The organism is bacterium, assembly GCA_035281585.1.
Lineage (GTDB): Bacteria > UBA10199 > UBA10199 > DSSB01 > DSSB01 > DATEDP01.
Window position 1 is genome coordinate 71,009 of the sequence record DATEDP010000167.1, and the last position, 13,607, is coordinate 84,615.

A 13,607-nucleotide genomic window follows, 5' to 3' on the forward strand; every position below is an offset into this window, starting at 1 on the left:
AACCGTCATCCTGAGGAGCGAAAGCGACGAAGGATCTCATACCCACCAAGGTGGTATGAGATCCTTCGCTTCGCTCAGGATGACAACCTTAAATTAATTACCAACGAGGTTTTGGGTCACCGTTCCGCCGGCCATGCAATTGACCGTGACCTGACCGGGGCTATCGATCGCTCCGAAGTCGTTGAAGCGGAAGTTGGCCGAGGTCAGGGCCGGAGTGCAGGGCTCGAGGATGAAGCTGGGCAAGCCGCTGCCCGCGCCGCTATCCGAGAAGTTCTGCACACCGAGGTTGTAGGAACCCGGCTGCAAGCCGCGGATTTCATAAGCCCCGCAGGCGTCGCCGCCGGCGGTGCAGTTGGATTGATTCTTGCCGCTGGTGCCGGACGCGCCCGGGATGCCCTGGGTCACCCGGGCCACCTCGGCGCCGGCGACGAAGGAAGCCGCGGTGCTCTCGCTGTTATTGAGCCGGGCCACGACCTCCAGGCAGCGCCCACCGAATCCCGAAGTCGTGTGGGTGACATTGCCCTTGATCGTGCAGGTACTGCCACCGCCCGGATAATAGCGGGCGAAAGTGGTCTGGTCGTCATAGTGCAAGGTGTGAAGGTTTGCGCCCGGAGTGAAAAGCCCGATCATGGTCGGGATGTTCTCCAGATCGCATTCGCCGTTGCCGGTCTGGCAGGCGATATAGTTGCGCTTGTTGGTCAGGGTGTGGTCGAGACCCAGATAGTGCCCCACTTCGTGGGTCACGGTTCCCTGGAGCTCTTCCAGGCTGATGCCACCGGCCGGACAAGCGCCTTCATTGTCGGCGGTATCCCCGAAATCGCAGCTCGGATCCGGCGCCATCACCGGTTGAACGCAAGCCCCCGAGATGACCATCTGCGAGCTTCGCAAAGCAGCGTTGGTGATGGTGCCTTGGGCATCGTTGGCCGTCTGCGGAAGGATCGCCGCGAAAGCCAATATGCTGAAGCGGGCGCAAGCGCCTTGGATCGCGTCGGTGATGCTGCGCTGCGGGGCGCTGGTGCTGTCGAAGATGACCGAGTTGAGGCATTCGGTGTTGGGGTCGGAATCGTAGCAGCCATCGGCGCTCACGTTGGAACCCTGAGTGCCGCCGAAGAAACTGCCGACCCAGTAGTTCTCGACGTTGTCGAAGTTGACGTCGACGCCAAGCGAAGGGCCCTCCTGGATGTCGATGCTGACGTTGGCAACATTGTCCCAGGCATTGAAGGCCGCCCGGACGATGTCCAGGGCCTGGGTGTTGTTGATGTCGAGGCTTTTGGAGATTTGGCAGCCCCCGCCGCCTCCCCCGCCGCCGCCACCGCCGCCGCCATCATCGGCGTCATTGGTGAAGCCCTTGATCGGGCCGGTCTCGGCGCGCCAAACGACCGGAATGTCCCAAAGCACCGGGGTGCCGGCCGGAGTGGTGGAGAAGGCGCCTCCGGCCAAGGCCGAAGGAATCGCCAAAGACAAGGCTGCAACCGCGGTACAAGCTTGCGCGAAGTATTTTGCCGTTTTCATTATTTATCCCCCGTCAGAATCGTTTGGATCGCGTCCCGGAGTACCGCGGGAGTGACCTGAGCCTCCGAGGACCCTAACTCGCCGGTCGAGGTCGTGCCCTGGCGGAGAAATTTGGAATTGGCCGGATTGCGGTTCAAGAATTTTTGCTGCACATTTTTATTGGCGAAGACCAAGCCCTTGCTGTCAACCACCGTCTCGCCGTTCACTTCGGTTTCCGGGAAGAAGCCCTGGTTGCCGAAGGCGACGCTGGTCAAGCCAAGCACCGAGTTCCCGTAGAGAATCAAGGTGTAGCTTTGCCCCGGAACCGGCCGCGGGAAATCGCTCATTTGGCCGGCGAACATTTTGAACCGGACTTCTTGGGGTGTGTTGCTGGCCTGGTATTGGGAGTTGCCCTTCAGGACCAGAGCATCTTTGAAGACGTATTCGATCGCCGGCAAGGTCCGGTTGGGATCGTTGGGGAAGCTCACCGTGGTCGGCGTCGCCGAGGTGCAGGTTCCTTGGATAATGAGGCTGGGAGCTCCGGACTTCCAAACGACTTCGTCCAGACCATGGGCCGGGAGCCGGGTGGTGGCATTGGCGCCGGCAATGCCGACCACCAGACAGGCCGCCACCATTAGGCCACCAAATAAATGACTTAATTTCATTGCGATGCCTCCTTGAAAGGGCGAGATTGAAAAAGGGAGTGCTTTGCGAAACCGACTAATTTTAAACCGATCGGTCTTTGGCGGGCAACCGCAAAACCGACCTATAATTACAAAAATTATCGATAGATACGGGACCGGCTGTTGCGTCGGCCTGCGGAAATTCCCTCCCCCCTTTGAAAAAGGGGGGGTTAGGGGGGATTTAGAGCGGGCGTAAAGCCTCTGAAGCAAAATTTTTAAGCAAGCCCGCGCTTTAAATCCCCCCTACCCCCCTTTTTCAAAGGGGGGTAATCCGGGCTTTCCTCGATTCCCCTTTTTCAAAGGGGGTTAAGATCCGTGCTTTTCTTCGATGCTTTCTTTGGCTAGATTCGGGGAAGTGCGCGATTCTTCGTCAAAAATCTTTCGATTTTTCCTTTGGATTTTGAAGCTGTTCCGCCGCCCTTACCTATGGGCCAAGAAAAAATGGCCCGAAAGCTTTGAAAAGCGTCTCGACCCCGAACGCAACCTGGACACCTCCCGGATGCTGGCCAAATTCAACTCCTTCCACCGGCTATTTTTCAGCCGGGGCTTCGACACCATCAGCTTCGACGAAACCGAGCTGCAAAACATCGCTCAGGCCGGCCAGCGAGGCCCGCTGGTCTTTCTCATGCGCAATTGGGGGCAAGTCGAATACAACTATTTCAACCATCTTTTCTTAAGCCGCGGCCTGCCGCTGGTTTCGCACAACAATATGGTGAAGATGGGCCACTGGATGCCCCGGCACCAGATCCAGGCCATCACCTTCCAAAAGCTCGACCGCTTTTTCAGCAGCGGCGAATGGCCCTACAACCGCTCGTTGTTCGATCCGGTCCAAGCCTTGGGCGAAAAGCGGCCGATCCTCTACTGCCTCAACCTACCGAAGGGCACTCGCTGGATCGAAGCCGAGCATGAAGCCCAGCGCGAGATGTTCCAGGAGTTGATGGAGGTGCAGAGCCGCTTCGACAAGCCCCTCCAGCTCATCCCGCTTCATTTCATCTACGACAAGCATCCGGGTCGGGCCAAAAAATCGCTGCCCGACATCCTCTTCGGTGCCAAGGAGAACCCGGGCTACCTCCGAAAGATGATCCTTTTCCTCCGCAACTACCAAAAGCGGGCGGTGGCCAAGGTCGGCGAGCCGCTGGACCTGCGAAAGCTGGCCAAACGCTACGGCTCCGAGAACAACGAAGCGGTGGCCGAGGGAATCTCGATCGAGATCCAAAGGGTCTTCGAGATGGGGAGCCGCCAAGTCACCGGGCCCAAGCTGCAAAGCCGGCGGCGTTTCCTCGACCGGATCATGCAGGATTCGCGGTTCCGCGACCGGCTGCAGCACGCCGCCACCCAGGACCACTTGTCCTTCGAGAAGGCCGAGCGGAAAGTGCTGGGCTACCTCAAGGAGATCGCCAGCGACATCAATTTCACCGTCATCGAGCTCTGGGACTTCTTCTTGAGCTGGCTCTTCAACAGCCTCTACGACGGCCTCGAAGTCGACCAAGCCGGGCTGGCCAAGATCAAGAAGGTGGCCAAGGACTCGCCGCTGGTCCTGGTGCCCTGTCACAAGAGCCACGTCGACTACCTGCTGCTCAGCTACATCTTCTACCGCAACGACTTGAGCCTTCCCCACGTCTGCGCCGGCATCAACCTCAACTTCTGGCCCTTGGGCGGGGTCTTCCGCCGCTCCGGCGGCTACTTCATCCGCCGCAGCCTGCCCGGCGACTCGCTCTATCCGCTGGCCCTCAAGAGCTACGTCAAGGAGCTGATGCGCGAGGGCTACTTCCAAGAGTTCTTCATCGAGGGCACCCGATCCCGCTCCGGCAAGCTCTTTCCGCCGCGGACCGGCCTGCTTCAGATGATGGTCGAGAGCTTCCTCGAAGGCGGGGTCAACGACGTCTACTTCGTGCCGGTGGCCCTGGGCTACGAGCGGGTCCTCGAGCAAGCCTCCTATTTGAAGGAGCGGAAGGGCGGGAAGAAATCCAACGAGAAATTCAGCGACCTCTTCCGTCTGCCGAAATTCCTCCGCCGGCGTCACGGCAAGGTTTACCTCCAATTCGCCGAACCGATCTCCTTGGCCGCCCAAGTCGGCCATCCGGCCGAAGGCGCGGCGCCGGAAACGGCCGAGGTCAAAACGACGGTCCAAGATTTGGCCGAGAAGATCTCGATCGCGATCAACGAGGTCAGCACCTTGATGCCCTCGGCGCCGGTGGCCACCGCCCTGCTCCTGCCTCACGGCAAATCGACCACCGCGGCGGCGGTCCTGGAGCGGGCCGGCTCGCTGCTCGACTTCGCCGAAAAGCGCGGCGTGCGGCTTTCGGAGCGACTCCGCCGTTCGGCGAAAGCCGCGATGGAAGAAACCTTGGGGGCTTTCATCGCCGAAGGCTTGGTCCGGGAGCACCAGGACACCCAGGGCCGCTTCCTCACGGTCCGCGAGGAAACCCGGGACCACCTCGATTTCTTCAAGAACCAGGGCATCCACGCCTACGCCGGGCCGGCCCTCCAGCAGATCGCCCAATTGAAGGCGCCCGGCCGTTACGACGAGCTGCGCCGCCTGCTGGGCAAGGAATTCTTCCTCCCGGCCGATCCGACCCCCCTGCTGCCGGCTCCGCCCGAAGGGCTCTGGCAGATCCTGCTTCCGGTCCTCGAGTCCTATTGGCTGACCTTCGACGTCTTGGATCAAATCGCGGTCGATAAGTTGGAGGAGCGCAAATTGGTCCAGCAGGTCTTGGAGATCGGCGAAACCTACCGAATGCGGGGCAGCCTTGAATTCCAGGAAAGCTTGTCGCGCTTCTCGGTCCAGCACGCCGTGGCCCGCTGCCTCGAGATGGGAATCCTGCGAAATCACCAGGCCGAGATGGGCGTGAGCGGGCGCAAGATTTACTCGCGGGGCGCCGACGCCGATTCGCTGCCCGCGACTTTGGAGCTGCTGAGCCAACTCTTGGGCAAGCCGCCCCGGCCGCCGAAAACCGAAGTCGCCGACCTCTCCAACGTCGTCCCTTTGCTCCCCAAAAGCGAGAGCGGAAAGACCGGCGCATGAGCCGGGTCGCGCTGCTCGGCGGATCCTTCGACCCGCCCCATTCGGCCCATGTCCAAGTCGCCCGTCACCTGCTGGATTCCGGCGACTTCGACGAAGTCTGGGTGCTGCCCTCGCCGCAAAACCCCCTCAAGCCGAGCTCCAGCTCCTTCGAAGACCGCCTCGCGATGTGCCGCTTGGCCTTCGCCGATTTGGGATCGGCCATCCAAGTCCGCGACGATGAGCGGGGCTTGAGCGGCTTCACCATCGACCTGGCCCGGAAGCTTCAGGCCGAGCATCCCGGCCGGGAATTTCGCTTCGTCGGCGGCTCCGACTTGCGGGCGGAGCTCCCCCGCTGGAAGGAAAGCGCCGAGCTGCAGCAACTGCTCGGCTTCGTCTTCCTGCCTCGGCCGCCGGACCCGGCCTCGCCCTTCCTTCCGATCTCCGCCAGTGAAATCCGGGCCCGGGCCAAAAAGGGATTGCCTCTGGCCGGCATGCTGCCACCATCGGTCGAACGGTATATTCAAGAGCATCGCCTCTACCGATAGCCCCTGAAAAAAAGGATTGCCTGGCGGCCCGGCGCTGCTAAATCCTAGGCCGATGCGCCTCGACACCGCCCTGATCGTCTACAACAAGCCGCTCTATCAGCTCCACGTGCTGGAGCAGCAGGACCCGCATTACATCCGGCTGCTCAAGCGGAAGCATCCGACGACTCTCAAGTGGAAGGACGTCTATGCCATGCACCAGGAGACGCTGGAGGGAGTTCGCCGAACCCTCGAGCTCCTCGGCGTCAAAACCGAGGTCCTGTTTCGGGGAAATCTGAAGAAAGTCGGAAATTACGACTTGGTCGTGACCGTCGGCGGCGATGGGACTTTCCTCGACTTGAGCCACTACCTCGGCGACCAGGTCCTGCTCGGCGTGAACTCGGCGCCGATCGACAGCACCGGCGCCCTTTGCCGGGCCCGGATCGAGAACTTCCTCTCGATCTTGATCGACCTGATCTCGGGAAAAAGGAAGCCCAAGAAAATCCCGCGGCTCAAGGTGAAGATCGAAGGCAAGGTCCTGCCCTATCCGGTGCTGAACGAAGTCCTCTTCGCCAATCAAAGCTCGGCCGGGACCGCCCGCTACATGATCGTCGCCGGCAAGCGGCGCGAGGAGCAGAAAAGCTCGGGCGTCTGGATCGCCGCCCCCACCGGCTCGACCGCCGCCATCCGCTCGGCCGGCGGCCAGCCGATGCCTTTGGAGAAGGCGGCGCTGCAATACGCGGTCCGCGAGCTTTTCCCCGAGCCGGGCCGGACCTTCAAGATCCGCCAAGGCATCCTGCCCAAGGGCAAGAGCCTGCAGATCTACACCAAGATGCGCCAAGGCGCCCTCTTCATCGACGGCAACAAGATCTCGGTGCCGCTCAGCTTCGGCGACCGGGTCGAGGTCAGCGCCGACGGCAAGCCGCTGCGGGCGGTGCTGTAGGAGTCCCCCCTCCTTTGTAAGGAGGGGGTCAGGGGGAGGTAGAGCGCTGGCGTTCTGCAAAAGTTTTGCATAATGCCAGCGCTCTACCCCTCCCCGGCCCTCCCCTTACAAAGGGGAGGGAGTTGAGCATGGAGTTTGCGCTAAAAAACTCCATGACGAAGCTCCAAGGCAAGAAAGCTTTCCGCCCTCTCCGCCAAAAACTCCGCCAAAAACTCCGCCAATGGATGACCTCAGCCGAGCAAATTCTCTGGCGCCGGTTAAAGGCCAAACGTTTCTTCAATCTCAAATTCCGCCGCCAACATGGAATCGGGCCATATATCGTGGATTTTTACTGTGCGGAGAAGAATCTCGTCGTCGAGATCGACGGCGACGTTCATGCCAAGCCGGACAAGGTGAAAAACGATCAGGAACGAGAAGCTTATTTGCGAAAGCTAAATGTGAAAATTTGTCGCTATTGCAATTTCGACGTTCTGAAAAATTTGGAAGGGGTGTTGCTAGACCTGGCGATCCAAGCCGGGGCTCTACCTCCCCCTGCCTTACAAAGGAGGGGGTGACCGCCGGTGCTATTTGCCTAGGGCTAGCAATACTTCGGTCGCGATCTCCTCGATCGCCTTGGCCGTGACGTCGATGTTGGGGATGCCGCCGAGCTGGTCGAAGACCCGGCGGGCCCAGTCGAGCTCCTCGTTGATGCGGTCGAAGCTGGCGTATTCCTCGGAGAGCGGCCGCCCGAGCTTGATCAGGCGGCTCTCCCGGAGCTGGACCAATTTCTCGGCGTTGATCGTCAGCCCCACCATTTTGCTCTTGTCGACGTGCTCCAACTCCTCGGGAATCGGCACTTCCCGGACCAGCGGGATATTGGCCACCTTGTGGCCGCGGAAGGCGAGGTAAACGCTCAGCGGGGTCTTGGAGGTCCTGGAGATCCCGATCAGGACGATGTCGGCCTGACCGATGGTGTCGAGGCCCATGCCGTCATCGTGCTTGACGGTGAACTCGATCGCCTCCTGGCGGCGGAAATACTCGTTGGTGAGCTTGTATTTCAGGCCCGGCTCGTCGCTGGGATGGGAATGGAGATAAGTCGTGAAGACGTCCATCACCGGCCCCATGATGTCGACCGCGACCACCTGCTGCTTGGAGCACTCCTCCAGGAACTGCTCCCGCAGATGCAGGCCGACGAAGGTGAACAGGATGATCGCGTGCTTCTTCTTGGCCTCGCCGATCACCTGGACCATCTTGGGATGGTCGGTGACCTTGGCCTTGCGGACGATGTTGACGTTCTCGATCTTGAACTGGCGCAGAGCGGCGAAGGAGATGTTCATCGCCATTTCGCCGGTGGCGTCGGAGACCGCGAAGATGTGGTAAGTCGGTGCCGCTTGAGCCATTTGATTCTCACTTCTAGCCCTGGTTGCCGGTCGGCAATAGCCGAACCTTGTCCTGTTCCGGGTCGGTCGGCAGCGGGGTTTCGGGCCCGCCGGACTGACCGTGGAGCCGCTCCATCTTGTCGCCGAACTTGGCGAGCCGCACCTCGGCGTCCTCGTAGGCGCCGCGGGCATTGTTGAGATGAACCCCTACTTTCCGGAAACAGTCGGAGATCTTTTCCAAGTCGACGTCGAGCCGGGCCAAGCCGTTCAAGATGTCCTGGGCCGCCTTTTCGATGCTCAGACCCTTCAGCCCCAACACGATGGTGTGGAGGTAGACATAGAGCGTGTTCGGCGACACCGGGATCACCCGCCGGGCCATCGCGGCATTGGCCAGCAGATGGTCGCCTTCGGTCAGGTCGTCCTTGACGATGATCTCGTAATAAACATTCTCCGCCGGAACGTACATCAAAGCAAAGTCAAAAGTGTTCTCGTCGGGCCGGATGTACTTTTGGGCGATGGCGTCGATGTGCTTCTTGACGTCGGAGACGAAGACTTTCTTGAAGGCCTTCTTGTCGGCCTCGTTCTCGGCGGCCAGGAAACGCTGGAAGTTCTCGAGCGGGAACTTGGCGTCGACCGGCACCCATTTGTCGCCGAGCCGGATCGCGGCGTCGACCTTCTCGCCGTTCTTGAAGGCATGCTGGAGGGCATAATGCTCGCGGGGCAGGATCTGGCCGAGCAAGTCGGAGAGAAAATATTCCCCCAGCGAGCCGCGGAGCTTGGGCGCTTTGAGAATCTCCTGCAGCGACCGGATATCCTTGCCGACCTCGAAGAGCCTTTGATTGGCCTCCTCGAGCTTGCCGAGCTTGCCCTGGACCTCGGCGACCACCCGAGCCGCGTTGTCCAGGCGCTGGTTCACGCTCTCCTGGCTCTTCTGCAAGACTTGGCTGGAGTCGGCGAGGCGTTCGTTGAGCTGCTGGTTGAGCTGGCCGAGCTGGGTCTGAAGGACTTGGGCGCTTCCGTCCAAGTGCTGGCCCATCTGCTCTTGGAGGCTCACCACCTGCTGGTGCAGCAGCAAAAGGCCGGTGTCGAGGCCGGGCTTTTCAAGCTTGCGCTGCATTTCGCGCTGCTTGAACACCAGAAAGCCCAGCAGCAGGCAGGCGAGCGAGGCGATGGCGAGAAGGGCCCAGGTCATAAGCTGGTACTAATGGAGGATGGAGGGGAGTTCAAGATTTTCCCTCCCCTTTGTAAGGGGAGGGTCAGGGAGGGGTAGAAAAAGCTGGCGTCATGCAAAATATTTTGCATGACGCCAGCTCTCTACCTCCCCCTACCCCCTCCTTACAAAGGAGGGGGGAAGAGAACTTGATTTTGCGTGGATCCCTGCTTTAGCGTCGAGCCATGGCCAAAGTCCGAGTCTACACCACCGCCTATTGCCCCTTCTGCGATGCCGCCAAGCGTCTGCTCAAGCAACGGAACATTGCCTTCGAGGAAATCGACGTGAGCGAGGACTCGGCTCGGGCCGAGCTGAAGCAGCGCACCGGCTGGCGGACGGTTCCCCAGGTCTTCTTGGGCGAAGAGCTGATCGGCGGCTACCAAGAGCTGGCCGCCATCGACGCCAGCGGCGAGCTGGCGAAGCGCCTCAAGGCTTAACGGCGACCCCCGCCGCCACCCAACATCTGAGCGACGATATCGAAAGGCCGCGGCGAGCCGGCCTGGATCAAGGCCGTGGTGGTCTGGTTGATCTGGCGCAGCTGATCGGTCGTCAGGTTGTTGATGTGCTGAATCTGGGACTGCATGATCTGCATGCCGTGGTTGGTCATGTTTTGGAATAGCTGATTCAGCTGCTGGTCGTGCTGCTGCCGCATCTGGAGCTCATGGTTGGCCGCCGACCGGGCTAGATCATAACGGAATCCCTCTTCGCGACCGACCCTCTCCCGCTCCATGCCGAGCTCGTGGTCCATTTGTCGAAGCGAAACCGTCCGGCCATGGGCGACGGTCGCCGCTTCGGCATCGATTCCTGCCCGGGTCCGCATCTCGGAGATGGACCTTTCATAGGCCCGCCGTTCGGTGGCCGGCCAGCCAGTCGTATCCGGAGTCCGCGAGGGATCGGAAGCCAGCCGGGTTTCCAAGCCGCGGCGGGTCTCGGTCGGAGTGCGGCCCGGCCCGGTAGTTCCCAAGCTGGAGGCGAAGGTGTTGATCGAAGGCTGCAGCTCGCTGGGCGGCGTCCGAGCGATGCCGCGCAGGGCTCCCGGGTTCCGCTCGATTCCGCGATGGACCAAATAAAGCGAGGCATCGGCGGTTCGGTGGGCCCGGCCGGCGGGGTTATTCGCATAATACCCCGGAGGCGTCGGCGGAGGAGTCACGCTGCCGAACCCCGGAGCCAAAGCCAGGGTGGCCGCCGAGCTGTAGTGATTCGTCGTTGCCTCCATTAGCGAGCGGACGCCGGCATCGTCCCGATGCAAGCCGCTCCTGAGATCGCTGGTATTCGGCGGCTGAATGCTGGTCCCACGCAAGGCGGTCATTTCGCGATCCATGGGGCTCGGCTCGGTGGCCGAGGTTCGGGTCGAGGCAATTTCCATTCGGGAAATCATGTCATCGGCCGGCGGGCGCCGGTCCGGATCCACGCCGTTGCGGCGGAACATCTGCGCCGCCATGGCATTGGCGTCATCGCGGGTGATCTCGCCGGGGTGGAACATGCCGTAAATCCGCTCTCCCTCGCGCTCGACCATCCGGTCCGCCACCCGGCCCCGCAAGGCGTCCCTAGCCGCGATCCGTTCGGTTCGACCGGTGCCGGTCGCCGGCAAATCGGCGTGATTGACGCGGCCTTCGGTCGGAATCGCGGCCGCGGCTCGGAATTCCGCCACCGAGCCGTACTGATGCGCCATCGCCTCGGCTTCGGAAGTGGGAATGCCGTAGTAGGAGGCGACATCCGCCGTGGCGCTCTGCCACTCGGCGCTATTGTGGCCGTCCCGAACCGAAGACAAGGCGACATCCGGAGTTCCTTCCGGCGCCGCCGAGGGCAGGCTGCCGGGGTTCGCCGGATTGGCCCCCATCGCACCCAAGCCGGCTGAAGCCGAAGGATCGCCGGTGCCGACCGGCGGAGGCGGGTTGGGCACTGGCGTGCTTCCACCCACGGACCCGGTGTCGCCGCCGGCGCCCGGTCCCGGAGGAGGAGGCGTCCGCCCCAGGTCCATGAAGAAGCGCATCCATTCGGGGCTTCCGGGGCGAAGCCCGCCTGGCGGGCTCATCGCATAAGTGACCGAAGAGGAAGGCATGGCGTGCAAGGTTTCTTGGACCCGAACCTTTTCGCCTTCGCTCTCATAACCCAAATCGTAACCTAAGTCGTAGGACATGCCTGGCTCCTTCGTTAAAAATCCTTAACAACGCATTCCGGCCCAAAGGTCGCCGGTTCGACCGGCGCTGGCGCCGGAAACCGCCTCGGCGCCGAATCTCGTTCGCAGGGCGGCATCGCGGGAAATCGCCGACCTCACTCCCGGCGGCAAGCCGCCGTGCTCGCTCATCGCCATCCACTGCGGGATGAATCGTCCGTCGGAAGTGCGAATGCCGTAGGCACCGCCGATGCCGGCAGCGGCCGTATCCAAGCGCATGCCGCCGCGGGCCAGAGCTCCATCGGTGTCGACCATCGAGCCGAATTCCACGCTGGAATCGCGCGACCCGCCACCGCTGGCCGAATCCCCATCGCCACCGCCGCCTTCGTAAAGGACGCCGCGGACGGCATCGTCGGTCGAGAGCCGGGCCGCCGCCTCGGTGCCGCGGCCCGAGAGCACGGTCCGCAAGCCGGTGCCCATGCGGGTCAAATGATCGCCACCCTCGCCATTGGGCCCGTCGCCGCCGTGAAAAACCATCATGCCAGCGCTAAGAGTCTCGGTGCCGAAGCGAGTTCGGGCCAAACGTGGGGTTCCGCCTTCGCCGCCCTCGCCGCGCCGGCCAGTGCCGATGCCTTCGCCCTCGCCCTCGCCTTCGCCCTCGGCGATTTCGCCTTCTTCGCGGATCTCGTCGGCCTCGTCGGTGCCCTCCTCGCCGCCAACCTCGATTCCCATCGCCGCGAGCTGGTCCATGATCTGGGAAGCTTCCTCTTGGTTGCCGCTGGCGATGGCGGCGCGCAAGCGGGTCTCAAGCTGCTGGGCCTGAGTTTTTTGTTCCCCATTGGGCATATTGGCGATGCGCCCGGCTAAAGCGTCCATTCGCGGCTGGGTCAAAGTGGCGAGCCGCCCGGTCGCGCCGGGGAAGATTGGCGGATTGGTCGGAGGATTGTTCCCGGCAGTGCCGGGGCCGCCTTCGGTTCGGCCCCGCGTCGGAGTCATCGTTCCGCCGGGATTGGGGTTCGGCACGGTTCCGGGCTGATTGCCGGAGGCGGTCCGAGTATGGCTCGATCCTTCCCGGTTGCCTCCCATGATGTTCTTGAAAAAGCTGTCGATGGCCCGGCGGTCGCCGGTGCGGAAAGCCTCGCCGAGATCGCCGCTGCGGGTCTCGGACCGGGCGTCGGCGCGATAGGTATCACCCTCTTGCTGGAGCGCAGCGTCGGCCCGAGTGTTGGCATCGGCCCGAGTCGCATCGTCGTGACTGCCAATGACTTGGTTGCGGGCGGCTAAATCCTCGGTGCAGCGCAAGGCAATGGTGTTGCAAAGCTGCCGCGAAGCCATGTCGTCGGCGTCGGTGGTTTCGGGACTGTCGGGAGGCGGTTCGGTGCCGTAGCCAAAGTCGGATTCAAAGAGGACCTCTTCTCCCCCGACTCCGGAGGTGCCGCCTTCACCGGCCCCGCCGGTACTTTGTGGCCCGGTGTCCCCGCCTTCGCCGCCTGGAGGCGGCCCTTGGGGGGCCTCACCGCCGGTATCGACCGGCCCGGATCCACCGCCTGGTACACTTCCAACTCCCATTGAAATTCGCTCCTTATGGCGCCAGGCGAGACAAGTCGATCGCCGCCGGCGCTGGCTCCAGTTTATTATCGCCCCCCGCCATCGTCAATGTTGCGAAACCTCTGATTTTTGCGGCCATTTAGCTTTAGGCCGGCAGGAAGCGGCGAGCCGCCGCCAGGTGGGCCTCGGCCGGCAGCACCAGCCCCGAATCCTCGATTCCCCGTCGTAAATTCTTTCTAAATTTCGCGACCTTTTGGGCCTTTTCCTCGAGCAAAACGCGAAAATCCGAGTCCTTTTCGGCGAGATGGACCAAATGCGCCGCAACGCGTCTTTGGACGGCCTCTTGATGGCAGAGCAGGACCAAATCCCCGCCGACTCGGAGAAAGCGCTCGACTGCTTCTTCCATGCCCCATTGGGCGGCGATCCCCTTCATGAAAAAATCGTCGGAGACGATCAGTCCCTGATAGCCCATCCGCTGGCGCAAGAGGCCTTGGAGGATCTTCTCCGAGAGGGTGGCCGGCCAGTCCTTGTCCAGGGCCGGGAAGAGGACATGGGCGGTCATCAAGAGCGGAATCCCGGACCGGATCGCCTTGACGAAGGGAACCCATTCGCAAAGCACCATCTCCTTTTCGGGCTTGTCGATCACCGGCAAGGTGAGATGAGAATCCTCCCGAGTGTCGCCATGGCCGGGAAAATGTTTGCCGCAACCTCGGACTCCCTCGGCTTCGAGCCC

The 13,607-nt window shown here is 62.0% G+C and carries 12 protein-coding genes; 5 read left to right on the forward strand and 7 right to left on the reverse strand.

The annotated features are described in order from the left end of the window. Window positions 1–93: 93 nt before the first annotated feature. A complete protein-coding gene (locus VJR29_14930; GenBank protein ID HKY64698.1) occupies window positions 94–1,512 on the reverse strand; it encodes a hypothetical protein in 1,419 nt (472 codons plus the stop codon). Continuing rightward, entirely contained in the window at window positions 1,512–2,156 is a 645-nt protein-coding gene (locus VJR29_14935; GenBank protein ID HKY64699.1) for a hypothetical protein, read from the reverse strand. The genes VJR29_14930 and VJR29_14935 overlap by 1 nt, the downstream gene beginning before the upstream one ends. Before the next feature lie 418 nt (window positions 2,157–2,574). Between VJR29_14935 and VJR29_14940 the strand changes: the two genes are divergently transcribed. From VJR29_14940 to VJR29_14955, 4 genes are all read left to right on the forward strand, one after another. Further along, window positions 2,575–5,199, forward strand: coding sequence for a 1-acyl-sn-glycerol-3-phosphate acyltransferase (locus VJR29_14940; protein ID HKY64700.1), 2,625 nt, complete (start codon window positions 2,575–2,577; stop codon window positions 5,197–5,199). Further along, a complete protein-coding gene (locus tag VJR29_14945) occupies window positions 5,196–5,723 on the forward strand; it encodes a nicotinate-nucleotide adenylyltransferase (protein HKY64701.1) in 528 nt (175 codons plus the stop codon). The genes VJR29_14940 and VJR29_14945 overlap by 4 nt, the downstream gene beginning before the upstream one ends. Window positions 5,724–5,775: 52 nt before the next feature. Next, window positions 5,776–6,642 (forward strand): hypothetical protein, encoded by an 867-nt coding sequence (locus VJR29_14950; protein HKY64702.1) that lies wholly within the window; start codon window positions 5,776–5,778, stop codon window positions 6,640–6,642. Window positions 6,643–6,770: 128 nt separating this feature from the next. Continuing rightward, the gene (locus VJR29_14955) at window positions 6,771–7,196 is read left to right on the forward strand and encodes an endonuclease domain-containing protein (GenBank protein ID HKY64703.1); all 426 of its coding nucleotides are present in this window, start codon (window positions 6,771–6,773) and stop codon (window positions 7,194–7,196) included. Window positions 7,197–7,205: 9 nt separating this feature from the next. Here VJR29_14955 and VJR29_14960 read toward each other — a convergent pair whose 3' ends face one another. Together VJR29_14960 and rmuC are read right to left on the reverse strand one after the other, a co-directional pair. Beyond that, entirely contained in the window at window positions 7,206–8,021 is an 816-nt protein-coding gene (locus VJR29_14960) for a pyruvate, water dikinase regulatory protein (protein ID HKY64704.1), read from the reverse strand. A gap of 13 nt (window positions 8,022–8,034) precedes the next feature. Continuing rightward, window positions 8,035–9,192 (reverse strand): DNA recombination protein RmuC, encoded by a 1,158-nt coding sequence (gene rmuC / locus VJR29_14965; GenBank protein HKY64705.1) that lies wholly within the window; start codon window positions 9,190–9,192, stop codon window positions 8,035–8,037. Window positions 9,193–9,395: 203 nt separating this feature from the next. Between rmuC and VJR29_14970 the strand changes: the two genes are divergently transcribed. Then, the gene (locus VJR29_14970) at window positions 9,396–9,647 is read left to right on the forward strand and encodes a glutaredoxin (GenBank protein HKY64706.1); all 252 of its coding nucleotides are present in this window, start codon (window positions 9,396–9,398) and stop codon (window positions 9,645–9,647) included. Here VJR29_14970 and VJR29_14975 read toward each other — a convergent pair. The 3 genes from VJR29_14975 to VJR29_14985 form a co-directional block, all read right to left on the reverse strand. Beyond that, on the reverse strand, window positions 9,644–11,350 hold the full coding sequence (locus tag VJR29_14975) for a hypothetical protein (GenBank protein HKY64707.1): 1,707 nt from the start codon (window positions 11,348–11,350) through the stop codon (window positions 9,644–9,646). The genes VJR29_14970 and VJR29_14975 overlap by 4 nt on opposite strands. Before the next feature lie 24 nt (window positions 11,351–11,374). Beyond that, complete coding sequence (locus VJR29_14980; GenBank protein ID HKY64708.1) at window positions 11,375–12,895, reverse strand: hypothetical protein; 1,521 nt, start codon at window positions 12,893–12,895, stop codon at window positions 11,375–11,377. Window positions 12,896–13,019: 124 nt separating this feature from the next. After that, window positions 13,020–13,607 (reverse strand): glycoside hydrolase family 3 N-terminal domain-containing protein (locus VJR29_14985; protein ID HKY64709.1); only part of this gene is annotated, 588 nt, incomplete at its 5' end.